Annotated in this window: 24 protein-coding genes and 2 riboswitches; of the genes, 21 read left to right on the forward strand and 3 right to left on the reverse strand. The window is 42.8% G+C overall.

Annotated features, from left to right (window positions below; genetic code table 11):
* Positions 1-215: 215 nt before the first annotated feature.
* The 5 genes from AAGG74_RS21545 (at position 216) to guaA (ending at position 7329) form a co-directional block, all read left to right on the forward strand.
* On the forward strand, positions 216-1088 hold the full coding sequence (locus AAGG74_RS21545; RefSeq protein ID WP_429677170.1) for a cation diffusion facilitator family transporter: 873 nt from the start codon (positions 216-218) through the stop codon (positions 1086-1088).
* A gap of 151 nt (positions 1089-1239) precedes the next feature.
* Entirely contained in the window at positions 1240-2202 is a 963-nt protein-coding gene (locus AAGG74_RS21550; RefSeq protein WP_429677171.1) for an AAA family ATPase, read from the forward strand.
* A complete protein-coding gene (locus AAGG74_RS21555; protein ID WP_429677172.1) occupies positions 2202-3398 on the forward strand; it encodes a DUF58 domain-containing protein in 1197 nt (398 codons plus the stop codon). The genes AAGG74_RS21550 and AAGG74_RS21555 overlap by 1 nt, the downstream gene beginning before the upstream one ends.
* Positions 3399-3419: 21 nt before the next feature.
* Positions 3420-5627 (forward strand): DUF4129 domain-containing transglutaminase family protein, encoded by a 2208-nt coding sequence (locus tag AAGG74_RS21560; RefSeq protein ID WP_429677173.1) that lies wholly within the window; start codon positions 3420-3422, stop codon positions 5625-5627.
* 160 nt (positions 5628-5787) lie between these two features.
* Positions 5788-7329 (forward strand): glutamine-hydrolyzing GMP synthase, encoded by a 1542-nt coding sequence (guaA, locus tag AAGG74_RS21565; RefSeq protein ID WP_429677174.1) that lies wholly within the window; start codon positions 5788-5790, stop codon positions 7327-7329.
* 165 nt (positions 7330-7494) lie between these two features.
* Here the strand turns inward: guaA and AAGG74_RS21570 are convergent, their stop codons facing one another.
* The 3 genes from AAGG74_RS21570 to AAGG74_RS21580 form a co-directional block, all read right to left on the reverse strand.
* On the reverse strand, positions 7495-8106 hold the full coding sequence (locus AAGG74_RS21570) for an HNH endonuclease (protein WP_429677175.1): 612 nt from the start codon (positions 8104-8106) through the stop codon (positions 7495-7497).
* A gap of 80 nt (positions 8107-8186) precedes the next feature.
* A complete protein-coding gene (locus AAGG74_RS21575) occupies positions 8187-8579 on the reverse strand; it encodes a hypothetical protein (RefSeq protein ID WP_429677177.1) in 393 nt (130 codons plus the stop codon).
* Between the two features lie 136 nt (positions 8580-8715).
* Entirely contained in the window at positions 8716-9201 is a 486-nt protein-coding gene (locus AAGG74_RS21580) for a hypothetical protein (protein ID WP_429677178.1), read from the reverse strand.
* Between the two features lie 566 nt (positions 9202-9767).
* Here AAGG74_RS21580 and AAGG74_RS21585 point away from each other — a divergent pair.
* The 16 genes from AAGG74_RS21585 (at position 9768) to purF (ending at position 25243) form a co-directional block, all read left to right on the forward strand.
* Positions 9768-10445 carry a DUF6037 family protein gene (locus AAGG74_RS21585; RefSeq protein ID WP_429677179.1) on the forward strand — a complete coding sequence of 226 codons (678 nt, stop codon included), beginning with the start codon at positions 9768-9770 and terminating at the stop codon, positions 10443-10445.
* A gap of 243 nt (positions 10446-10688) precedes the next feature.
* Positions 10689-11222: a sigma-70 family RNA polymerase sigma factor gene (locus tag AAGG74_RS21590; RefSeq protein ID WP_429677180.1), complete on the forward strand. Its 534-nt coding sequence runs from the start codon at positions 10689-10691 to the stop codon at positions 11220-11222.
* Positions 11204-12676: a DUF4179 domain-containing protein gene (locus AAGG74_RS21595; RefSeq protein WP_429677181.1), complete on the forward strand. Its 1473-nt coding sequence runs from the start codon at positions 11204-11206 to the stop codon at positions 12674-12676. Before AAGG74_RS21590 ends, AAGG74_RS21595 begins: the two co-directional genes overlap by 19 nt.
* A 143-nt stretch (positions 12677-12819) precedes the next feature.
* Positions 12820-12921, forward strand: a riboswitch (purine riboswitch).
* A 135-nt stretch (positions 12922-13056) separates the two neighbouring features.
* Positions 13057-14379 carry a hypoxanthine/guanine permease PbuG gene (gene pbuG / locus AAGG74_RS21600; RefSeq protein WP_162104275.1) on the forward strand — a complete coding sequence of 441 codons (1323 nt, stop codon included), beginning with the start codon at positions 13057-13059 and terminating at the stop codon, positions 14377-14379.
* 197 nt (positions 14380-14576) lie between these two features.
* Entirely contained in the window at positions 14577-15368 is a 792-nt protein-coding gene (locus AAGG74_RS21605; protein ID WP_429677182.1) for a DUF6574 domain-containing protein, read from the forward strand.
* A 159-nt stretch (positions 15369-15527) separates the two neighbouring features.
* A complete protein-coding gene (locus tag AAGG74_RS21610; RefSeq protein WP_162104273.1) occupies positions 15528-15695 on the forward strand; it encodes a Fur-regulated basic protein FbpA in 168 nt (55 codons plus the stop codon).
* A 214-nt stretch (positions 15696-15909) separates the two neighbouring features.
* Positions 15910-16464: a DUF2179 domain-containing protein gene (locus AAGG74_RS21615; RefSeq protein WP_429677184.1), complete on the forward strand. Its 555-nt coding sequence runs from the start codon at positions 15910-15912 to the stop codon at positions 16462-16464.
* Entirely contained in the window at positions 16464-16661 is a 198-nt protein-coding gene (locus tag AAGG74_RS21620) for an NETI motif-containing protein (protein ID WP_162104271.1), read from the forward strand. Before AAGG74_RS21615 ends, AAGG74_RS21620 begins: the two co-directional genes overlap by 1 nt.
* Before the next feature lie 79 nt (positions 16662-16740).
* Positions 16741-16842, forward strand: a riboswitch (purine riboswitch).
* A gap of 140 nt (positions 16843-16982) precedes the next feature.
* On the forward strand, positions 16983-17471 hold the full coding sequence (purE, locus tag AAGG74_RS21625; protein ID WP_429677185.1) for a 5-(carboxyamino)imidazole ribonucleotide mutase: 489 nt from the start codon (positions 16983-16985) through the stop codon (positions 17469-17471).
* A complete protein-coding gene (purK, locus tag AAGG74_RS21630; RefSeq protein ID WP_429677186.1) occupies positions 17464-18606 on the forward strand; it encodes a 5-(carboxyamino)imidazole ribonucleotide synthase in 1143 nt (380 codons plus the stop codon). The genes purE and purK overlap by 8 nt, the downstream gene beginning before the upstream one ends.
* A complete protein-coding gene (purB, locus tag AAGG74_RS21635) occupies positions 18603-19898 on the forward strand; it encodes an adenylosuccinate lyase (RefSeq protein WP_429677187.1) in 1296 nt (431 codons plus the stop codon). Before purK ends, purB begins: the two co-directional genes overlap by 4 nt.
* 74 nt (positions 19899-19972) lie before the next feature.
* Positions 19973-20698: a phosphoribosylaminoimidazolesuccinocarboxamide synthase gene (purC, locus tag AAGG74_RS21640; protein ID WP_429677188.1), complete on the forward strand. Its 726-nt coding sequence runs from the start codon at positions 19973-19975 to the stop codon at positions 20696-20698.
* Complete coding sequence (gene purS / locus AAGG74_RS21645; RefSeq protein ID WP_162104266.1) at positions 20691-20945, forward strand: phosphoribosylformylglycinamidine synthase subunit PurS; 255 nt, start codon at positions 20691-20693, stop codon at positions 20943-20945. Before purC ends, purS begins: the two co-directional genes overlap by 8 nt.
* Positions 20942-21625: a phosphoribosylformylglycinamidine synthase subunit PurQ gene (purQ, locus tag AAGG74_RS21650; protein ID WP_429677189.1), complete on the forward strand. Its 684-nt coding sequence runs from the start codon at positions 20942-20944 to the stop codon at positions 21623-21625. The genes purS and purQ overlap by 4 nt, the downstream gene beginning before the upstream one ends.
* Positions 21609-23837, forward strand: a complete 2229-nt coding sequence (purL, locus tag AAGG74_RS21655; protein WP_429677190.1) for a phosphoribosylformylglycinamidine synthase subunit PurL — start codon at positions 21609-21611, stop codon at positions 23835-23837. The genes purQ and purL overlap by 17 nt, the downstream gene beginning before the upstream one ends.
* Positions 23813-25243, forward strand: coding sequence for an amidophosphoribosyltransferase (purF, locus tag AAGG74_RS21660; protein ID WP_162104263.1), 1431 nt, complete (start codon positions 23813-23815; stop codon positions 25241-25243). Before purL ends, purF begins: the two co-directional genes overlap by 25 nt.
* Positions 25244-25289: the final 46 nt, after the last annotated feature.

The raw sequence follows: 25289 nt of genomic DNA on the forward strand, positions 1-25289 counted from the left end.
GAAAAGATATTTCCGCAGGCGGCTGTCATTTTTTAAGATACGGGGGATCACAAATGTGAAGAGATTTTTTAAAAGAGATCATAAGTTGGTGCAGAGAATAAATGTTCCGCCGTCTCTATTTTTCTGCGGCGGGTGAATCATGTTTCTGTAGACCCACTGCGCTTCAGCTTTGTATCATAATAATAGATGACGAAAGGCGGAGAGGTGGGTTTTACATGGAGAGATATGATGAACTGAAAAAGGGAGAAACCGGAGCCCTGATCAGTATTGCCGCGTATCTTATCCTATCTGCGGTGAAGCTGATGATCGGTTATCTTTTTCATTCGGAAGCACTTACGGCGGACGGTTTGAATAACACAACTGACATTATTGCTTCTGTCGCGGTACTGATCGGCTTGCGTATCTCTCAAAAACCCCCTGACGAAAATCATCCATACGGCCACTTCCGTGCAGAAACGATCGCATCGCTTATCGCCTCTTTTATTATGATGGCTGTCGGATTGCAAGTGCTGTTCAGCGCCGGGGAATCTATTTTTTCTGCTAAACAAGAAACGCCGGATATGATTGCGGCTTGGACGGCCGCGGGCGGGGCAGCTTTGATGATGGCAGTCTATCAATATAATAAAAGGCTGGCCAAAAAGGTGAAGAGCCAGGCTCTTCTTGCCGCGGCGGCTGATAATAAATCAGATGCATTTGTCAGTATCGGCACATTTATCGGAATCGCGGCTGCGCAATTCCGCCTTGCTTGGATCGATACGGTAACAGCGTTTGTGATCGGTCTTCTTATTTGCAAAACGGCGTGGGATATTTTTAAAGAATCATCTTACTCTTTGACAGACGGCTTCGACGTAAAGGACATGTCAGCTTATAAACAGACGATCGAAAAGGTATCGGGTGTGAGCCGCTTAACAGATATTAAAGCGAGATATGTGGGCAGCACGGTATACGTAGACGTGGTAGTTGAGGTATCGGCAGATTTAAATATGATAGAGAGCCACGATATTGCCAATGAAATTGAGCGGAGAATGAAGGAGGAGCATGCGATTGATTATTCACATGTTCATATGGAGCCTTTAAAATACAAGTAATCCAAGCTTTCTGTGACAGTTGCTCTTTTGTGTGATTTGACCTGCTGGATTGGAAACAATTTGCTATAATCGTTTTTTTATACAAATCGCTTTTTGTGGTAAAGTTAGGTTACTAATATGAAGAATTTTGTAGATGACTAGGAGGAAAAGAATGGCATACCAAGAAGACCTGCACCCTTTGCTGGGGAAAGCAGTTGAACATATTAATAGAGTAATGGTTGGAAAACGAGACATCGCCATACTCAGCTTAGCAGCCATTCTTGCCAAAGGGCACGTGCTGCTTGAGGATGTACCAGGAGTTGGTAAAACGATGATGGTTCGCGCGCTGGCAAGGTCAATCGGCGCTGATTTTAAAAGAATCCAATTCACACCGGATTTGCTGCCGTCTGATGTAACCGGCGTTTCCATCTATAATGCGAAAACGATGGAATTTGAATACCGTCCCGGCCCGATTATGGGAAATATCGTGCTTGCTGATGAAATCAACCGCACTTCTCCAAAGACACAGTCAGCTTTGCTTGAAGCGATGGAAGAGGGAAGTGTAACGGTGGATGGCCATACGATGCCGCTTGACGCTCCGTTTTTTGTGATGGCAACCCAAAACCCGGTTGAATATGAAGGGACCTATCCTTTGCCGGAAGCCCAGCTTGATCGTTTTCTATTCAAACTTCGCATGGGTTATCCGTCCTTTCATGAGGAGCTGGACGTCTTATCTCTTCAGGAAAACAGCCATCCGATTGAGACGCTTGAGCCGGTCCTTGCGAAAGAAGACTTCATCCGTTTGCAGCGGGAAGTGCAGAATGTCCGGGCTGATGACAGCATCAAGGAATATATTGTTGAAATTGTGCAGAAAACGAGACAGCACGCTTCTATTCAATTAGGCGTCAGTCCGCGCGGATCAATTGCTCTCATGAAAGCGGCACAGGCATACGCACTGATGCATCATCGTGACTATGTTATTCCGGATGATATTCAATATTTGGCTCCTTTTACGCTGCCGCACCGGATGTTACTAAACCCTGAGGTGAAATTTGAAGGGATTCAGGCAGAAGCGATTGTAAGGGAGATTATGTCCGCTGTGAAGGTGCCGGTTCAAAGGCCGTCGATCCGCTGATGAAGAAGAAATTTCAATGGTTTGTATATGGATGGAAGCTGATTGTATTAACGTTCTTAACGGCTGCTGTTTTTTCCTATGCGATGTTTCAGGGCGGATTTGTCAGCTGGTTTTTGTTTTACGCGTTTCTCCCGTTTGTCGTGTATGCCGGTCTGCTGGCATTGTATCCGCTCCGCTCTTTTCAGGCTTCACGGCAATTGGCTAAAACACAATTGCATGCAGGGGACAGGCTGAGCGTAACAGTTACGCTGAAAAGGAAGCTGCGGTTTCCTCTCATGTATATGGTGATTGAAGACTGCCTGCCAGAAGGAATCAGCTCATTGAACCGATCCGAAGCCGCGGCCAAACGGCTCGTTTTTCCTTGGTTTCAACGGAGTATGACGATGACGTATGAATTACCTCGGTCACCGCGCGGAGAGCATCACTTTCATGCTGTCAGAGTGCGAACCGGAGATATTCTCGGTTTGGTTGAAAAAACGGCTTTTTATGATCTGAAAGATATCCTATTTGTGTATCCATCCTTTCAGCGTCTTCCTTATCAAGTAAATGAGAGGCATCAGGAAGACGGTGTAAGCGGTTCTTCTCCAATTCATCAGCACCATTCCACAGTTGCAGCAAGTGTGCGGAATTATCAGCCGGGCGACCGGTTTGCTGCATTAGACTGGAAAACGTCTGCGCGGCGGAGCCAGCTGATGACGAAGGAATTTGAACCGTCTCGAAGCAAAAATCTGTTTCTGCTGATGGACCGCTTTCCCTCTGAAGCATTCGAAGAGGTTGTGTCTGTCACAGCTTCAATTCTTCATTCTGTTTTAAAAAACGGTGTGGGGGCAGGCCTAGCTTCAGTCGGGAAAGAAAAAACGATTTTTCCTATTCGAGAGGGGGAGCATCATTTTCAGCATATGCTTCGGCATTTAGCTGTCGTCCATGGTGATGCGGCTGACCCAGTAAGCCGATATGTACGTGAAGAGCTGAGTAAGCCGTCTGTCCGCCAGGCTGACAAAGTGATCGTGACGGGACAGGTCACGGAAGATTTGCTGACTATCCCAGAAATCGGTGGCGGCCGCGTTACGGTCATACTGGCAAAAGAGAAGGGTGCTGAGCTTTCTCAAGCTGAAAAAGTCATGATCGAGCGGATGGTGAAACGTCGAATCAGCGTCCAGGTCATGAGAGGCGGGCAAGTTTCGCGTGTTGTTTAGAAAGAGAGGTGGCGGATGCACATGCCGCACGATGATCTGAAGGGAAGCCGTTTGAGCTTGCTGTTATTTTATTTTTTGGCATTTTTATTGCTGTGGGAGTGGCTTAGGCCGCTGGACAGTTTTACAGATACGAAACATACGGGCTTTTTTAGTGTCTTTATCGCTTTGACATTTCTGCTGACTTTTTTTCGGATGAGATGGTTTGTCACTGTTCCTTTTAGTGTGTTATTTACGTTGATCTCGATACACATTTTGTTTTATCAAGGTTCTATATTTGACTTGAGCTGGATCAGCTCTTTTTTACAGGATGTCTATTTGAATATCACGCTGATTCAATCAGGGCAATGGAATGACATGATTCCTTCGTTTCGGACTTTGTTATTTTTTATATTGCTGTGGCTGCTGGTCTATCTCCTTCATTATTGGGTGATTTACCAGAGAAAAACTTTGTTTTTCTTTATGATGACAGTTGCGTATATTACGATTCTTGATACCTTTACGCCATATGATGCCACTTTTGCCGTCATCCGTATCGTGCTGATCGGCTTCTTTATGCTGGGCCTTTTATATTTAGACCGCATAAAGCTGATGGAAAGAATCACACTGCCAAAAACATCTGTCTTGAAATGGTTTCTCCCTTTATCTATATTGATTTTGATTGCGGTGGGATTCGGACTTGCCGCCCCAAAATCAGATCCGGCTTGGCCTGATCCGGTGCCTTTTCTCAAAAAAATCACGAATCAAAATCAGGTACCGGCTGGAGAAAGCAAAATCGGATACGGAAACCACGATGAATCACTCGGCGGCCCATTCCAGCAGGATAATACAACTGTTTTAACCTGGCAGGGAAAAAAGCGTACGTATTTCCGTGTGGAAACGAAGGATACGTATACAGGAAAAGGCTGGGTCGAAACAGATACAGGCATGTCATATCAGCTTAGCGGAGGAAACGTTGAAAATCTTTGGTTTGACCATAAGGTTGCGACAGAGCGAAAAGTTGTCCGTGTGAAAGTTGATAAGCACTACGGGTACAACCATGTGATGTATCCGATCGGTGCAAAAGTCATTCAGCCAAAGCAGGCTGTCTCACTTGAAATGAACGGGAACACAGAACAGATTTCTCCGATCAATGAACAAGCAGGCAAAATCAGAAACATGGGAACCTATACGGTGACGTACAATTCGCCTGTCTACAAACTGGATGAGCTGAGAAAGGTAAAAGTGAGAAACAAAAGCGATGAATACACATTCAGCGATCGTTATATGCAGCTGCCAGATTCACTGCCAGAGCGGGTGAAATCACTCGCGACCAAACTCACTCAGGATCACGATAATATGTTCGATAAGGTGAAAGCGATTGAGGGTTATTTAGGATCCAATGCATTCACATATGAAACAGAAAAAGTGACTGTTCCTAAAGATGGTGAGGATTATGTCGATCAATTTCTGTTTGAAACAAAGATGGGCTATTGTGATAACTTTTCTTCCGCCATGGTGGTGCTCCTGCGTTCAGCCGGCATTCCGGCCCGCTGGGTAAAGGGGTATACATCCGGCCAATATAAAGCAGCAGGAAACAAAAACGGCAACATCTACAAAGTGACAAATAACAACGCCCATTCCTGGGTAGAGGTGTATTTCCCTGAACAGGGCTGGGTCACATTTGAGCCAACGAAAGGGTTTACGAATCCAGCTGAGTTTACTTCTTCTGACACAAAGAATTCCGGCAGCGAAAGCAGCGGCTCACCGGAGAAGACGAAAGAAGAGCAGAAAGATGAGAAACAACAGCAGAAAAAAGAAGAAAAACAAAAGGAACAACGGGAGCCGGCTGTTTCTAAAAAGCCGTCCGCGTCCCCTACAAATACGGGCTGGTACTTAGCGTTCGCCGTCCTTACAGTCATCCTGTCGGCAGCGGTATTGCTGTATGTTTTACGTGCGCTATGGATTCCTGTTTTTGTTGCGGGAAGGCTGAAGAAGCGCAGCGATGAGCACGTGTTTTTTGAGGCATATGGCGCACTGCTGAAACAGCTGAGGAGAAGAGGACTGCCGAAGCGAGACAGTGAAACGCTGCGTGATTATGCAAAACGAATCGATGGAAAATACGACTTAAAAGACATGTCAAAGCTGACATTACGCTATGAACGGGCGCTTTATCGAAATGATGATTCGGCAGCGCTTTGGAATGATTCCAGTGAGTTATGGGAAAATTTAATTAAAAGAAGATGGTCTTGACCGCTTATCAACGTGTTGTTAGAATTAGTGGATATTATCGGAGTCTGGGAGCGAGTTGCCGGACTCCGGCAAACGGCCTTGCCAAAGAGGGCGGAGCGGCTTCATATCTGTCCTCGTTTTTTTCTGTGTCAAAAAACTTAGAGGAGATTAGGTGACAACCATGACAAAGTTAGTGAATGAAATGATTCTTGTCCTTGATTTCGGCAGTCAGTATAACCAGCTGATTACACGCCGCATCCGTGAGTTCGGTGTGTACAGTGAGCTGCATCCCCATACATTGACGGCTGAAGAAATTAAAGAAATGAATCCAAAAGGAATTATTTTATCCGGCGGTCCAAACAGTGTGTATGATGAAAACTCTTTCCGCTGTGACGAGAAAATCTTCGAGCTTGATATTCCTGTTTTCGGAATTTGCTACGGCATGCAGCTGATGACTCATTATCTTGGCGGTAAAGTGGAAGCGGCAAGCCAGCGTGAATACGGAAAAGCAAACATCCGCATCGAAGGCACACCTGATTTGTTCAAAGATCTTCCGGACGAACAAGTGGTTTGGATGAGCCACGGCGATTTGGTTGTAGAAGTTCCTGAAGGCTTTACTGTTGATGCGACAAGCCATCACTGTCCGAATTCAGCGATGAGCAAAGCGGACAAAAAATGGTACGGCGTTCAGTTCCATCCGGAAGTGCGCCACTCTGAGTACGGCAATGACCTTCTGAAAAACTTTGTATTCGGCGTTTGTGAATGTGAAGGCAAATGGTCAATGGAGAACTTTATTGAAATCGAAATGCAGAAAATCCGTGAAACGGTTGGAGACAAGCAGGTTCTTTGCGCGCTAAGCGGCGGTGTTGATTCCTCTGTTGTTGCTGCTTTGATTCATAAAGCGATCGGCGATCAGCTGACTTGTATCTTTGTAGATCATGGTCTTCTCCGTAAAGGCGAGGCTGAAGGTGTCATGAAAACATTCAGCGAAGGCTTTCACATGAACGTGATTAAAGTAGACGCAAAAGACAGATTCTTAAATAAACTAAAAGGTGTTTCTGATCCTGAGCAAAAACGCAAAATCATCGGTAATGAATTCATTTACGTGTTTGATGATGAAGCGGACAAGCTCAAAGGCATCGACTATCTTGCACAAGGAACACTTTACACAGATATCATCGAGAGCGGTACTGCAACGGCGCAAACGATCAAATCTCACCACAATGTCGGCGGGCTTCCTGAAGACATGCAGTTTGAACTGATCGAGCCGTTAAACACGCTTTTCAAAGACGAAGTGCGCGCGCTTGGCACAGAGCTCGGCCTTCCGGATGATATCGTATGGCGCCAGCCTTTCCCAGGACCGGGACTCGGAATCCGCGTTCTTGGCGAAGTAACAGAAGAAAAACTGGAAATCGTTCGCGAATCTGATGCGATTCTCCGTGAAGAAGTGGCAAATCACGGATTAGACCGTGATATCTGGCAATACTTCACTGTTCTCCCTGACATCCGCAGCGTTGGTGTTATGGGTGACGCAAGAACATATGATTACACAATCGGAATCCGCGCCGTTACATCAATTGACGGCATGACATCTGACTGGGCGCGTATCCCATGGGATGTGCTGGAAGTCATTTCGACACGTATCGTAAATGAAGTGAAGCACATTAACCGCGTGGTGTACGATATTACAAGTAAGCCGCCTGCGACGATTGAGTGGGAGTAATAAAAAAGCCTGGAATCCTTATTAAAAGGGTTCTAGGCTCTTTTTTATTTATCATTGCAAAAAAATTGCAAACAAAATGTTTAATTTAAAGATAAATTATATTTATGCAAGTTTTAATTGAATAGATTGTTTTGCATATTTGCATTAATAGTCACCTCATTTGCTTTACTTTGATTGCAAAATTTCTTGTAAATCCTTCTTAGAAAGCCAAGGTCTTTTTCTATGTAACATTCTATGACAATTTGCACATACTAGGACAATATCTTCTAAATTCGTCTTTGAACCTTCTTCCAATTCAGAAACAGGAACTGTATGATGAGCTTCAATATAATCTTCACCTAATTCTCCATATTTTTTTGTGTAATTAAATTTGCAAATTTCACAGTAAAGTTCTCCATTTGTCTTTTTGAATTGCTCTTTTACAGTTCTAATTAATTTAGAATTTCTTTCTCTATAAATATGTAAACGTAAATTTCGCTTTCCTTCAGGGAAAGATGAATCTTCTTCTGTAAGATCTATATTTTCTTTTGTTGGATTATAGTCTCTAAGTCCCCAACGACCTTCACCTTTTTCAAATACAGCATAAAATAAATCTTCACCACTTTTGAACCGTTCACTATCACTAGATTTGCTATAGATAACATTTCTTACAGTACTTTCAAAGGCATCTGTTAAGGTTTTATTATCTCTAATTTCTATTTCAGCATAAAGTTCTGGTAAAGTTGCTTCACCGCCTAAGCCTTTTAAGGCTTCAATAATTTCATCTTTCCATTTCATCTATTAAATCAATCCCTTTCAAATAGGTATAATATACTATTCTATCTACATGCATATAAGTCCTTTAAAAAAGAGAGCTTTTAGCTCTCTTTGTGGCTCCTATTAATATTCGGATCTTTTGCTAACTCGGAAAAAGTTTTATGATCTACACAAAAGTTATTATTTATTAAAAAGTCGATAGCATCTGCACTAAACTCAAATGGTTGAATCTGTTCAAGTGCCTTGATATTATCCTCTGCCCATAGATACCAATTGTTAAGAATTTTTTTGGCTGTAATTTCAGCTATATTATCACCCATTACTTGTTTAAGCTCCCTAACAAAAGCATAAAACGAACTATCATATTCAACACCTTTCATAATGTCCCAATTCTTTCTTTGAAAGTATTTAATCCTTGATTTATTAATGTCGGTAAGTCCATGAAACTTTGCATCCACATATTTAATTGTGGCTAACATTTCTTCTGTTTTCATACCAAACTCCTTATAGTTTTCTTAAACTTAAAGACAATTAAACGCATATGTTTCTTGTTATAAATATCATCATCTTTAAAATGTCGTACTCATATAGACAAGTAAATCTGAAAATTGAAGACTTCAAAATAAGTCTTCAAGGCTGTTGTTTATTAAATGCTTCTAGATAATAAGCATAAACTATACATTTTATGATAAAGCTCATCTTAAGACTCCTGATATTTTTCTCGGATTTGAAATCTATACGATATTGTTCTAGTCCTTGAATAATATTTGTATCTAGATATAGACGAGGAGTCAGTGTTCCAATTTCTTTTTGATAATCAATTTCATTGCTGGATTTTTCTAATTTTTCAATTATTTGTCGCCATTTTGCCAGAGTATAATGCTCAGTTTTATTAAATGCAACCTCCACTATACTAGATGAAGAAACCTTTAAAATAATTGTCACCGAGACTCCATCAAGTATTTCTGAGTGGTTTTCAATTACTTCATTTTCTAAATCTGCAATAAGGCCACCATTGATGTATTTGTCTAATTTTTGTTGCTTATATTCTTGTAATTTTTCAATCCAATACTTTGCTTCATAAGATAAACGAATATTCAAATACTCCCTAGCCATCTATACACCTCTCAATAATGTCGTACTCATGTAGACAATTTAACATAACAACTTTTGATTTGCAAACAATCGGTATAAATTATTGTGTAATGAAACGTTTTTAAATAACTTAAAAGCTTTTAAGACTGGCAATTAACTTTAAATGAATTACCAAAATCATTGAGTGGGAGTAAACTGATTAAATAAGTTGATTGGTGATAGCCTGTCTTCAAGAGTTTTGTACATTAATAAACTGTAAAATCAACCTTTCAAAAAAATAGTTCCCCACCAATAGCCCTGCAATTTCTTGGAAGGGCTATTTGTTTTAAGGTGCTGTTAAAAAGATTGTTGATTTATATATTCAACTAATTAGTTACATAGTTGGAATAAAGCATAAAATTTCAGAGACTTCTTAATGTCCTACTCTACCCTCCCTTGAGTTTCCTTGTACCTTTTGCCTCTTACTCCCCTATTGGTTCATAACCAAACTCCGCAAGGCGAGAAAAAACTCCTACAAAACACTTGTATATTATTGATAACAATCATAAAATTTTAAAATGAAAACTAGCTATCTAGGGGATGTTATTTTGGGTGCCAATATCTTATTAAAAAATCTTTTCGCACTATCTAAATCTATGAAAAGAGAAAACCTTGATTATCAAGTGATAAATGATATTAAGTACAAAAAAGACTTGATGCTATGTGCACTTTTTAAAATTGGCTATGTGAATTTGAAAAATAAGGCGTATGATGATCAAAAATCCCAGAAAGAATATATGTTGGGATTATTTAAAAAAAGAACGAATGAATATTTACATTTACCATTGATTCATAGGGTAAGTGAAAATTTTGAAGCATTTGAATTACCAAAAAGACTTGATGAAGATTTGTATAAGAAACTTACAGATTTTTTAGAAATCAATTATTCGGAAAACGGGGAATTTAGACCTGTTGATTTTTTTAACGCACTAAATAGTGCAATACCAACAAAGGCAAGTGACTGTAATCTAAATAGAAGGGTATGTTCTTATTCATACCCAACTACTACTGATAATGAGCGTGAAAAAATCTATTTTTATCGTTTTCGTAATAATGATAAAAGAGGGGAAAAGCGTAGCTTAGAAAACTATGAAAAGACACAAAAACTACTTCCGTATGCTAACGAAATCATTGAAGGGAGAAACATCTCTGTATGTTTTACTGATAAGCCAAAAGATACTGATAAAGAAAAAGAAGAAATGAAAAGCAAAATAATGTCTATTTAAAGTTTGTGATACCAACATGATACCAATCAGAATTGATTTTATGAGTTATAAGTTTTCTTAAACTACTGTAAACAATGTTATAATGGCATTCCAATATACATCAATTTTTATGTTTTATCGAGTGGGAATAAGTAAATAACTAATAGAAAAACGTCCCTTTTACAAAAAAGGGGCGTTTTTTTTGTTACCTTTTTGAAACCGTTTCGGCAGTTTTCGTATCTAACAACATAGGAGGTGGATAAGGTGAAGGAAGAAAGATTGATTACAAAGGCGAGAAAAGGAAATACTCGAGCCTTTGAAAAGCTTATGCTGGCACATCAAGATATTTTATATAAAACAGCTTATCTCTATTTGAGAAATAAAGAGGATGCACTTGATGCTGTACAGGAAACGGCTTATAAAGCTTTTATGAATATAGAAAAACTAAAAGAGCCAAAGTATTTTTTAACATGGCTAACCCGAATATTGATCAATTCCATTTTTGCCATGAATAAAAAGAAAGGCGATTTGGTTCCGTTTGAGCAGCAGCATGATACTGGAACCGATCAAGCCAATATTGAGGAATACATGGATTTGCGAAATGCGATTGATTCACTTGATGAACATGTTCAGCTAACGATTCAGCTCTATTATTTTCAAGATTATTCGATTTCAATGATAGCTGAACAAACGGGAATGGCAGAAGGCACGATCAAAACCCATTTACATAGAGCGAGAAAAGCATTGAAGCAGGAGCTGGAAAAGGAGGACCAAAACAAATGGACAAATACCAAGTAAAACAGATGTATGACGAAATAAAAGTGCCAAAGAAAGCACTCAAAAATGCAATACATCAAGCTGTCGTTCGTGCTGAAAATGACAAGAACAGCAGACGACGTTTTAAATGGGGACGAAACATTACTAATGGAATCGCTGTTGCTGCTGTGGTAGGTATACTGTATTTAACGTCCGGCCTTTTTCTGCCGTCTGTAAACAAAGCGATGGGAAGCATACCCATTGTCGGCCAAATTTATAAGGAGTTTCAAGATAAAGTTGGCCTATCATTGTTTGAAAGCAATTTGGTCACAGCTTTGAATGAAAAGGCTGAATCCAGAGGAATCACCGTTTCTGTAAACAGTTCCTATTACGATGCCGGCCAGCTTGTCTATAACTTTACTGTTGATAACCTCCAGTCTGATGAAAAAGAGCTCATGTATGATGTGGACGAAGTGAGTTATAACGACAATTTTTCAATTAACTACGATTCCTTAATGCTTAAAAAAATAAATAACAAACAATATGCAGGACAATTAAGGATTTATACAAATGGCATTCAAATAAAAAATGGGGAAACCGTACCCTTTGTGATTACTCATATCAATGAAATACAGGGAAATTGGAGGTTCAAACTGCCAATAATCAAAAAGAAAGCAAATTATTTAGAAAGCTTAAAAGTGGTATCCGCTCATCATAATCGTTATCAATTTTCCGATATTCAAGTGGAGAACGGAAAGCTCGGATCTGTCCTTCAATTTACAATAGATTATCAAGGCATAGCAAAAAATGATACGGTGGCAATTGATGAAGTCAAAGATGATTTAGGAAACACATATGAGATGACAGAGTCAAACATCGAACTTGGAAATCGCAAAAAGGTAAACGAGAGAACGGTAAGAGTAAAAGGACAAACACTGTTAGAATCACCAATTAATCCAAAAGCGAAAAAGCTAACATTAAGAGCATATATTAAATCTGAGGCAGAGGTCAGTGAAATTGTCCCGCTAAATGCTGAGATGCCGTTTCATGTTTCAAAAACAAACCATCAAAACATAGGGATTGAAATCAATAACATGAAACAAGAAGGAAGAAAAGTATTGGTGCAATACCGCTTCACTGGAATTGATACCTCAAGCATGAATGAAAACGATTTAGTGAATATAGGTGAAATGATTGGTCTTGGTGATATGAAAAAAATGAAATCATGGGCTGATCCGTTGGCTTATTATGAAGAAGGTTATTATTTGAAAGCAAATACAGCTAAAGTGAAAAATATGAACACTGCCGAAATGTTATCCACTTTTGAACTGGATGATGCCTATCTTGATAAGCTGTCTTTAAAACATTTCGAGTTTGATAAGTATGGTCTGTATATCGATAAAGGTGTTATAAATGATCTTATTCAACCCAATCCATTCTCATTTACTGTACCAGTGCATCAGGTGAAGCAGCCTGGTGAAAAAAAGTCATCATAAGTTGAAAAGCCGTATGCAGTCATGCATACGGTTTTTTTATCATTTATACCAATTAAGTCAATAGACGAATAAACCAAATTTTTTAATAAGTAATGTTCGTTATTTATATTGTCATTTCATGTCGCAATTGGTACAATAGACGCAGAAATCAAATAAGATGAATTCGTATAATCGCGGGGATATGGCCCGCAAGTTTCTACCAAGCTACCGTAAATGGCTTGACTACGTAAACATTTCTTTCGTTTGATATAAATAAAACACGTTTATTTATTCAAACTGGAATCCGTCTGTAGTCAAGCGTCCCAAAATGTATTGGGGCGTTTTTTATTTGGCGATTTCAGGGCAGGATAAATAGCAAAGAGTGAAGGGAGTCAAATAGCGTGAAGACGTTTTTTCAGTTTGATGAGCTGGGCACCAGCTATCGCAATGAAATCATTGGCGGATTAACGACTTTTTTATCTATGGCCTATATTCTGTTCGTCAATCCGATTACGCTTGCTTTGGAGAGCGTGAAAGATTTTCCGGAGGCGCTGAGAATTGATCAGGGTGCGGTCTTTACAGCGACAGCGCTGGCATCGGCAGCAGGCTGTATTTTAATGGGATTGATCGCGAAATATCCAATCGCCATCGCGCCCGGTATGGGGCTGAACGCGTTTTTTGCATTTTCTGTCGTCCTCGGTATGGGTATTTCATGGCAGGCAGCTTTGTCTGGTGTTTTCATTTCAGGTCTTATTTTCGTTGCTCTTTCGTTAACAGGTTTTCGTGAAAAAATCATCAACGCCATTCCGCCTGAACTGAAATTGGCAGTCGGCGCGGGGATCGGCCTTTTTATTACATTCGTTGGATTACAAGGTTCAGGAATCATTTCAGCGAACTCTTCCACACTTGTCAGCATCGGAAACATTCACAGCGGCCCTGTGCTGTTAACGATTTTCGGTGTGGTTGTCACAGTTATTTTAATGGTGCTTCGCGTTAACGCGGGCGTGTTTATCGGGATGCTGTTAACAGCAGTAGCCGGCATGATTTTCGGTTTGGTTCCGGTTCCGACGCAAATTGTCGGGAGTGTGCCGAGCCTTGCGCCGACGTTCGGACAAGCGTGGCTTCATCTGCCGGATATTTTCTCCGTACAAATGCTGATCGTCATTTTAACGTTCTTGTTTGTCGGATTCTTTGATACAGCGGGTACACTTGTTGCTGTAGCGACTCAGGCTGGTTTGATGAAGGAAAACAAATTGCCGCGTGCGGGCCGCGCGCTTCTAGCTGATTCATCTTCCATTGTCATTGGCGCTGTGCTTGGTACGTCTACAACAACTTCTTACGTTGAATCAAGCTCAGGTGTAGCTGCCGGTGCCCGTTCAGGATTTGCGGCGATTGTAACAGGTATTCTCTTTTTACTTGCTACGTTTTTCTCACCGCTTCTTTCAGTCGTTACATCAAACGTAACAGCTCCGGCGCTGATTATTGTCGGTGCGCTGATGGTGGCGCCGCTTGGCAAAATTGCTTGGGATAAGTTCGAGGTGGCCGTTCCTGCTTTCCTTACCATGATCATGATGCCGTTAACGTACAGCATTGCGACTGGTATTGCTATCGGATTTATTTTCTATCCGATTACGATGGTGTGCAAAGGAAAAGCAAAAGAGGTTCACCCGATCATGTACGGACTGTTTGCCGTATTTATCCTGTACTTTATCTTCTTAAAATAAACAATGAAAACCAGCTGCCGGCAGCTGGTTTTTTTGTTGCAAAAGATAAAACCTTTTCATACGATATACCGTCATGTAGATGTGCCATTAGGCTTTATTTAAATGACTTGACTGTTCAGGAAGGCTTCGATACCTTATATAAGTGTTTTATTTTCTGAATGGTATTCCGCCGTATTTTTTTGATAGGAGTTGCTGACATGACGGAAGAAAGAAAAGAAACGTTTGAAGAAGAATTTAACCAGCATGAAAGAATAGATGCAGATGAAGAACCGCTATCGAGAATGTCCAGAAAGGCGAGCAGGCAAAGCAAGCAAAAGCAGAAACCGCACAAAAAACGCGGTGAATCAACTGTTAAAGACAAGCTTGCGCCTATATGGGCAGCCATCAACAGATATTGCGGTTTTGCGTTTTCGATTTTAAAATCACCGGCGAAAACCGTGGTAGCGGATGGTTTTTCTCATTATAAGTATGGTTTGATTTCAATGCTTATATTCAGTATCGTCTTTTCAATTGGAAACTGGTTTCAATTAAAGGCGAGCTGGAACCGGCCGCTCGGTTTTGGAGAACGCCATCATGCTTTTTACGACGGGTTTTTAGTCGTTCTTGTGTATTTGCTGATCTTTTTAGCGGTAATGGTCTTAGCGGTATGGGCTGTCTCCCGCTATATGATAAAGCAGCGGGTGACATTCAGAGAAGCGGCTGCCGGTTTGGGTTCATTGCTTGTACCGGTGATTGCAGTTTCTATCCTTTGGATGATTTTTGCAATCGTCAATATCTCAGTGCTGACCGTTCTGTTTACAGTGCTGATCTTGTTCTCAATCTTTTTTGCGATGGCGCTGTATGTGCAGCGTCTGCATCAAGCGGCACACGATGCACCAATTGACTATATCTATTGTGTATTTGCGGTGGTTGCCGTAGCGCTGCTGTTTGCGGCGGTGACTTGGCCATTTATATCTGAATATTTCACGGCATCGCTGATTCCGCTTTAATGAAAAAACCGGCTGTTTAGAGCCGGTTTTTTCATGTCACATATTTTACAAATATATCTAAAAAACATAGTTGATTCAAAGGATTAACCCATGTATGATAAGGAAAAAGTTGTAAAATACAAACGCAAGAAGCCTTTATTTTAAGGGAGGATGATGGACATGGCCGAGGTGCTTCGCCGAGCGATTCATCAAAAAAAACAATTTTTAAAAACCAAATTACTGCTTTCGGAATTTTATCAGGGGAGAGGGGAACAGCTTGCCGATTATACGCTGAGTGAGCTTGAGAAAGAATACAAGTCCCTTCTGAGAGTGAAAAAAGAGATTTGACAATATAGGAGAAGAGGTGAGTCTGCTGAAAAGCGGGCTTTTTTATTTTGATTTTGAAAAAGTGAGAAAGAGGGTAAACTACTACTGTTTAATCTCATGAAGCGTGTCGAAATATTTTCCTTAAAATTACGGTCTCAACTCATTGTAAACGGCCGATTTCTCTAGTAGAATATGAATGCTTTATGCAAGCTGAAGAGTAGGGAGATGAAATAAAATGATGCAAACCGTCTTATCAAATGGACCAGCCATGGTTCTCATCATTCTCATTATTAACATTGTTTATGTATCATTTTTCACAATAAGAATGATATTAACGCTGAAAGGCCAGCGCTATTATGCGGCCGGCATCAGTACGATTGAAATATTGGTGTATGTGATGGGGCTGAGTCTTGTACTCGATAACTTAGACCAGATTCAAAATGTGATCGCGTATGCGCTCGGTTACGGTCTTGGTGTGATTGTCGGTATGAAAATAGAAGAGAAACTGGCACTCGGCTATATTATGGTCAACGTGATTACGAAGGAGCTTGATGTTGATCTGCCGAAGCAGCTTCGGGAAAAAGGCTACGGTGTGACAAACTGGGTGGCCGGCGGGCTTGAAGGCGATCGCACAGCCCTTCAGATTTTGACACCGAGAAGATATGAACTCCAGCTGTATGATACGATTAAAACAATAGATCCAAAAGCCTTTATTATTGCGTATGAACCAAAAACAATCCATGGCGGCTTCTGGGTTAAAGCAGTGAAAAAGAGGAGAATTAAAGAATAATGGCAAAACCGAAGAAGAAAAAGTTTGAAGTAACAGAGCAGCAAACCATTGATGCGGTGCTTCAACAAATGAAAGAAGAAGGATATTTGCCTGTACGGCGAATGGAAGAACCTATTTTTATGGAAAAGAAGGAAAATGGGTCAATTCAGATTGTTCCGTGCGGAAAAAAAATCATATTCGAAGGGAAATTGATCTAAAACACGAACATTAAAAGAATGAATTTTTGTATCGTTCGATAATATCGTTGACATTATCCATGTCCGTTGTTAAGATAAACATGAAATCAAAACACGACCTCATATAATCTTGGGAATATGGCCCATAAGTTTCTACCTGGCAACCGTAAATTGCCGGACTATGCAGGAAAGTGATCGATAAAACTGACATGGATATATCGCAGAAGCGAACGACTGACGATACATGTACCATGCCCGGTTTGTATTGCTTCCTCATAAGTGCAATGCAGAGCGGGTATTTTTTATTTTCTGAAAACAAAAGCATGAGAAGGTGGGAACAGAATGCAGCCGCTAGTAGGAGTCATCATGGGAAGCACTTCCGATTGGGAGACAATGAAAAACGCATGCGACATACTCGACGAACTTAATGTTCCGTACGAAAAAAAGGTTGTTTCCGCTCACCGGACGCCTGATTTGATGTTTGAATACGCTGAAACTGCCAGAGAAAGAGGCATCAAGGTGATAATCGCCGGTGCCGGAGGAGCGGCCCATCTTCCAGGGATGACGGCGGCGAAAACAACACTGCCGGTCATCGGAGTTCCGATTCAGTCCAAAGCGCTGAACGGGATGGATTCACTTCTTTCCATCGTTCAAATGCCTGGAGGCGTGCCTGTTGCAACAACAGCTATTGGCAAAGCGGGATCGGTGAACGCCGGCCTGTTAGCGGCGCAAATTTTGTCAGCTTTTGACGAAGCGCTTGCCCGTAAGCTGGATGTGAGAAGAGAACATACAAAACAGACGGTGTTAGAAAGCAGTGATCAGCTTGTCTAATCAAATCATCTATCCGGGAGCTGTAATCGGCATTATCGGCGGCGGCCAGCTTGGGAAAATGATGGCAGTGTCCGCCAAACAAATGGGATATAAAGTCGCTGTCGTTGATCCAGTGAAAGATTCGCCGTGCGGGCAGGTTGCGGATGTCGAGATTACCGCTCATTACAATGACCGTGAAGCGATTCGGAAATTGGCTGACATCAGCGATATCATCACGTATGAGTTTGAAAACATCGACTATGACGCGCTGTATTGGCTAAAGGATCATGCGTATCTCCCGCAAGGAAGTGAGCTGCTGCTTGTTACCCAAAACCGTGAAACAGAGAAAAAAGCCATTCAAGCCGCAGGCTGTGAAGTCGCGCCGTACCGCATTGTTCATACAAAGGATGACCTGAAACAGGCGGTACAGGAGCTCGGGCTTCCAGCAGTGCTGAAAACATGCCGCGGCGGATATGACGGCAAAGGCCAATTTGTGATCAAGGAAGAGACGCAAATGGAGCAGGCTGCCGCTCTTTTAGAACACGGCACTTGCATTCTCGAAAGCTGGGTTTCTTTTAAAATGGAACTGTCGGTTATCGTCGTCAGATCGGTAAACGGCGAAATCTCAACATTTCCGGCAGCTGAAAATATTCACCACAACAATATTCTCTTCCAAAGCATCGTGCCTGCGCGGGTGGAGGAAGGAATTGAGAAGAAGGCTGCTGAGCTGGCTGTTAAGCTTGCAGAAGAGCTCAATCTTGTCGGGCCGCTTGCTGTTGAGTTGTTCCTGAGAGAAGATGGAGAGCTTTTGGTCAATGAACTAGCGCCAAGACCGCACAATTCTGGGCATTATACGCTGGACCTATGCGAAACGAGCCAGTTTGAACAGCATATCAGAGCGGTATGCGGCCTTCCGCTGGGAAAAACAGATTTGCTGAAGCCAGGCATGATGGTGAATCTTCTCGGTGATGAAGTGAAGCTTGTGGAGGAAGTGCCGGAGCTTTTAAAAGAAGCAAAGCTTTATATATACGGAAAACATGATATTAAAAAAGACCGCAAAATGGGGCATATTACTTTTATGAAGCAGCCTGAAGACGACTGGATTCAGGAGATTACAAATCAATGGATGAATAGAGACGGAGGACAAGCAGAATGATCGAACGTTATTCAAGACCTGAAATGTCCGCGATTTGGACGGATGAAAATAGATTTCAAGCGTGGCTGGAGGTGGAGATTCTCGCCTGTGAAGCGTGGGCGGAGCTTGGCGTTATTCCGAAAGAAGACGTAAAGGTCATGCGCGAAAACGCGTCATTTGACATCAACCGTATTTTAGAAATCGAACAGGACACGCGCCATGACGTTGTCGCTTTTACACGCGCCGTTTCCGAATCATTGGGCGAAGAAAGAAAATGGGTGCACTACGGCTTAACGTCAACTGACGTTGTGGACACAGCTCTTTCGTACTTATTAAAACAGGCAAACGATATTCTGCTCAAGGACCTTGAGAGATTTGTTGACATTATTAAGGGAAAAGCAAAAGAACATAAATACACAGTCATGATGGGACGTACACACGGCGTACACGCTGAGCCTACAACATTCGGCTTGAAACTTGCGCTTTGGCATGAAGAAATGAAACGTAATCTTGAGCGTTTCAAACAAGCGAAAGAAGGCATCGAGGTTGGGAAGATTTCCGGCGCTGTCGGCACATATGCGAACATTGATCCATTTGTTGAGCAATATGTATGTGAGAAGCTCGGATTGAAAGCAGCGCCGATTTCAACTCAAACCTTACAGCGTGACCGCCATGCTGATTATATGTCGACGCTTGCTTTGATTGCGACAAGCATCGAGAAATTCGCAATGGAAATTCGCGGGCTGCAAAAAAGTGAAACACGCGAAGTTGAGGAATTTTTCGCGAAAGGGCAAAAGGGTTCATCTGCAATGCCGCACAAACGCAACCCGATCGGCTCAGAAAACATGACAGGCATGGCGCGCGTCATCCGCGGCTACATGCTAACAGCTTATGAAAATGTGCCATTATGGCATGAACGCGATATTTCTCATTCTTCAGCTGAACGGATTATTCTCCCCGATGCGACAATCGCGCTCAACTACATGCTGAACCGCTTCTCAAACCTCGTGAAGAACTTAACGGTCTTCCCGGAGAACATGAAGCGCAACATGGATCGCACGCTCGGCCTGATCTACTCTCAGCGCGTGCTGCTTGCTTTGATTGACACAGGCCTTACTCGGGAAGAAGCCTATGACACAGTGCAGCCAAAAGCAATGGAGGCATGGGAAAAACAAGTGCCGTTCCGTGAGCTTGTGGAAGCGGAAGAGAAAATCACATCCCGTCTTTCTTCAGAAAAAATTGCTGACTGTTTTGATTACAACTACCATCTGAAAAATGTTGATCTGATCTTTGAACGTTTAGGTTTAGCGTAGAAGAAGCTGATAAGCGGCTTCTTCTAGGCCGCTGTCGTTTGAAAATTCCCAACATTCGGATTAGGAGGCCTTCTGTGAATATTATGAAGAATGAACTTTTATATGAAGGAAAAGCAAAAAGGATCTATAGAACCGATGACGAAAACACGCTATATGTCGTGTACAAAGACTCCGCCACTGCCTTTAACGGTGAAAAAAAAGCAGAAATCAGCGGAAAAGGGCGTTTAAATAACGAAATTTCAAGTTTCATTTTCAAGCACCTTCACGCTAAAGGCATTCACAATCACTTTATCGAGCGTATTTCAGAAACAGAACAGCTTATTAAAAAGGTAACGATTGTGCCGCTTGAAGTCGTCGTCAGAAATGTTGTGGCAGGAAGCATGTCCAAACGTCTCGGCATTCCAGAAGGCACGGAGCTCGAGCAGCCGATTATCGAATTTTATTATAAGGACGACGCGCTGGGTGATCCGCTCATCACAGAAGATCATATTTGGCTCTTGAAGGCGGCGACTCCTGAGCAGGTAGAAACAATTAAGTCCATTACAAAAACAGTAAATGAAGAGCTTCAAACGATTTTTGATGATTGTCATGTCAGATTAATAGATTTCAAGCTTGAATTCGGTTTAGATGCAGACGGGCAAGTGCTATTGGCGGATGAAATTTCTCCTGACACATGCCGCTTGTGGGATAAAGACACGAACGAAAAGCTGGACAAAGATTTATTCAGACGCAATCTTGGAAGCTTAACCGACGCATACGAAGAGATTTTCAAAAGACTGGGAGGCATTCATCATGTATAAAGTAAAAGTATATGTCAGCTTAAAAGAAAGTGTGCTAGATCCACAAGGGAGCGCTGTCCAGCATGCCTTGCACAGTATGACGTACAGCGAGGTTCAGGACGTACGCATCGGAAAATACATGGAGCTCACCATTGAAAAATCTGACCGTGATCTTGATGTCCTCGTAAAAGAAATGTGCGAAAAACTTCTTGCAAACACAGTGATTGAAGATTACAGATACGAGGTTGAGGAGGTAGTCGCACAGTGAAATTTGCGGTGATTGTGTTACCCGGCTCCAACTGTGATATCGATATGTATCATGCTGTAAAGGATGAGCTAGGCCATGATGCGGAATATGTCTGGCATGAGGAAACAAATCTTGACGCCTTTGACGGGGTATTAATTCCGGGAGGATTTTCTTACGGCGATTACTTGAGATGCGGTGCTATCGCCAGATTTGCGAATATTATGCCAGCTGTCAAACAGGCGGCCGCTGAAGGAAAACCTGTTCTTGGCGTCTGCAACGGATTCCAGATTTTACAGGAGCTTGGCCTTCTGCCAGGGGCAATGAGACGCAACAAAGATTTGAAGTTCATTTGCCGTCCGGCTGAATTAATTGTGCAAAACGACAAAACATTATTCACAGCTTCCTATGAAAAGGGCCAATCAATTACAATCCCGGTTGCCCATGGTGAAGGAAATTTCTACTGTGATGATGAAACGCTTGCTTCATTGAAAGAAAACAACCAAATCGCTTTCACATACGGCTCCAATATGAACGGGAGTGTCAGCGACATTGCCGGTGTCGTGAATGAGAAAGGCAACGTATTAGGCATGATGCCTCACCCTGAGCGCGCGGTTGATGAACTGCTTGGAAGCGCCGACGGTCTTGCGTTGTTTCAGTCTATCGTGAAAAATTGGAGGGAAACTCATGTCACTACTGCTTGAACCAAGTAAAGAACAAATAAAAGAAGAGAAAATGTATCAGCAAATGGGTGTCAGTGATGATGAGTTTGCATTGATTGAATCCATTCTTGGCAGATTGCCGAATTACACTGAAATCGGAATTTTTTCTGTTATGTGGTCAGAGCATTGCAGCTACAAAAATTCAAAACCGATTCTGCGTAAATTTCCGACAAGCGGCGAGCGTGTGCTGCAGGGGCCGGGAGAAGGCGCCGGGATTGTTGATATCGGTGATAACCAAGCGGTTGTGTTCAAAATTGAATCACATAACCACCCATCTGCTCTTGAACCTTATCAAGGCGCTGCGACTGGTGTAGGCGGCATTATCCGTGATGTATTCTCAATGGGTGCCCGTCCAATCGCTGTATTGAATTCTCTTCGATTTGGTGAATTGACTTCACCGCGCGTGAAGTACTTGTTTGAAGAAGTAGTAGCGGGTATCGCCGGTTACGGCAACTGCATCGGTATTCCGACAGTCGGCGGAGAAGTGCAGTTTGACAGCAGCTATGAAGGGAATCCGCTCGTCAACGCCATGTGTGTCGGTTTAATCAACCATGAAGACATCAAAAAAGGCCAAGCGAAGGGTGTCGGCAACACAGTCATGTACGTAGGAGCGAAAACAGGACGTGACGGAATCCACGGTGCTACGTTTGCTTCTGAGGAAATGTCTGATTCGTCTGAAGAAAAGCGCTCTGCTGTTCAAGTCGGCGATCCGTTTATGGAGAAGCTTTTGCTTGAAGCATGTTTGGAAGTCATCCAATGTGATGCGTTAGTCGGCATTCAGGATATGGGAGCTGCCGGTTTAACGAGCTCAAGCGCGGAAATGGCAAGTAAAGCCGGCTCTGGTATTGAAATGAACCTTGATCTGATTCCTCAGCGTGAAACAGGTATGACTGCATATGAAATGATGCTTTCTGAATCACAGGAGCGGATGCTTTTGGTCATTGAGCGCGGACGTGAGCAGGAAATCATCGATATTTTTGACAAGTACGATCTTGAAGCGGTTTCTGTCGGACGTGTCACAGATGATAAAACGCTTCGCCTGACACACAAAGGAGAGGTAGTATGCGAGCTGCCTGTTGATGCCTTGGCAGAAGAAGCGCCGGTGTATCATAAGCCATCTCAAGAGCCTGCCTACTACCGCGAGTTTTTAGCAACGGATGTTCACGCTCCTCGAATTGATGATGCGAACGAAACACTGAAGGCTCTTCTCCAGCAGCCGACGATCGCAAGCAAAGAGTGGGTTTACGATCAGTATGACTACATGGTGCGCACGAATACAGTTGTCGCTCCCGGGTCTGATGCAGGTGTTCTCAGAATCCGCGGAACGAAAAAGGCGCTGGCGATGACGACAGACTGTAACGCCCGTTACCTCTATCTTGATCCTGAAGCCGGCGGAAAAATTGCTGTCGCTGAAGCGGCACGCAACATCATTTGCTCAGGGGCAGAACCGCTTGCAGTGACAGATAACCTTAACTTCGGAAATCCAGAGAAACCGGATATCTTCTGGCAGATCGAAAAAGCGGCTGACGGCATCAGTGAGGCGTGCAATGTTCTCAGCACACCTGTTATCGGCGGAAACGTTTCGCTTTATAACGAATCAAACGGAACGGCGATTTACCCGACACCTGTAATTGGCATGGTCGGTTTAATTGAAGATACAGCACATATTACAACACAGCATTTCAAAGAAGCAGGAGATCTCATATACGTGATCGGCGAAACAAAACCTGAGTTTGCCGGAAGCGAGCTGCAGAAAATGACAGAAGGCCGCATTTACGGAAAAGCGCCGCAAATCGATCTTGATGTAGAGCTGGCTCGCCAAAAAGCATTGCTTGCCGCGATTAAAAAAGGCTTCGTTCAATCTGCGCATGATGTGTCTGAAGGCGGCTTAGGCGTAGCGATTGCAGAAAGTGTCATGACGGGGGAAAACCTTGGTGCGAACGTAGCTATAGAAGGGGAAGCAGCCTTATTATTCTCTGAATCTCAATCCCGCTTTGTCGTTTCTGTGAAGAAAGAACACCAAGCCGCGTTTGAAGCAGCTGTGGAAGATACGGTTCATGTCGGTGAGGTTACAGCTGACGGAATTTTAACGATTCAAAATCAAGATGGACAACAATTGATTCATGCGCAAACGAAAGAGCTTGAGCGCGCGTGGAAAGGAGCTATCCCATGCTTGCTGAAATCAAAGGCTTAAATGAAGAATGCGGCGTTTTTGGGATTTGGGGACATGAAGAAGCGCCGCAAATCACGTATTACGGACTCCACAGCCTCCAGCACAGAGGGCAGGAGGGCGCGGGAATTGTCGCAACTGACGGTGAAAAAATAACAGCGCACAAAGGCCAAGGGCTGATTACGGAAGTCTTTCAAAATGGCGAGCTCAGTAAAGTGAAGGGAAAAGGAGCAATCGGGCACGTTCGGTACGCGACGGCTGGAGGCGGCGGATACGAAAATGTTCAGCCGCTCCTCTTCCATTCCCAAAACAACGGAAGTCTGGCGCTTGCTCATAACGGAAATCTTGTCAATGCCACTCAGCTGAAGCAGCAGCTTGAAAATCAAGGGAGCATTTTTCAAACCTCCTCAGACACTGAGGTTTTGGCTCACCTGATCAAAAGAAGCGGCCACTTCACCCTGAAGGAGCAAATGAAAAACGCGCTTTCCATGCTGAAAGGCGCCTACGCATTTCTGATTATGACCGAGACAGAAATGATTGTTGCCCTTGATCCAAACGGGCTTAGACCGCTGTCAATCGGCATGATGGGCGGCGCTTATGTGGTCGCCTCAGAAACGTGCGCATTCGATGTCGTCGGTGCGACATATCTTCGTGAGGTAGAACCGGGCGAAATGCTGATCATCAATGATGAAGGCATGAAATCAGAGCGTTTTTCCATGAATATCAATCGTTCCATTTGTAGCATGGAGTACATTTATTTCTCAAGACCGGACAGCAACATTGACGGCATTAACGTGCACAGTGCCCGTAAAAACCTTGGAAAAATGCTGGCTCAGGAATCCGCAGTTGAAGCTGACGTCGTGACAGGGGTCCCGGATTCCAGTATTTCTGCGGCGATCGGCTATGCAGAAGCAACAGGCATTCCGTATGAGCTCGGCTTAATCAAAAACCGCTATGTCGGCAGAACGTTTATTCAGCCATCCCAGGCTCTTCGAGAGCAAGGCGTGAGAATGAAGCTGTCGGCGGTGCGCGGGGTTGTGGAAGGCAAACGCGTCGTCATGGTAGACGACTCTATCGTGCGCGGAACAACAAGCCGCCGGATTGTCACGATGCTCAGAGAAGCGGGTGCGACAGAGGTGCATGTCAAAATCAGTTCACCGCCGATCGCTCATCCGTGTTTTTACGGCATTGATACATCCACACATGAAGAATTAATTGCGTCATCACATTCAGTTGAAGAAATCCGTCAGGAAATCGGGGCTGACACCCTCTCATTTTTGAGTGTGGAAGGACTCTTGAAAGGCATTGACAGACCATATGAGGATGCTAATTGCGGACAGTGTCTTGCCTGCTTTACAGGAAAATATCCGACTGAAATTTTCCAGGATACAGTGCTTCCTCATGTAAAAGAAGCCGTATTGACCAAATAAAACTTGAAAATGACATAAGGCAGCGCAATTCGGCTGCCTTTCTCTT

The sequence above is a fragment of the Bacillus mexicanus genome, assembly GCF_050445615.1.
Taxonomy (GTDB): domain Bacteria; phylum Bacillota; class Bacilli; order Bacillales; family Bacillaceae; genus Bacillus; species Bacillus mexicanus.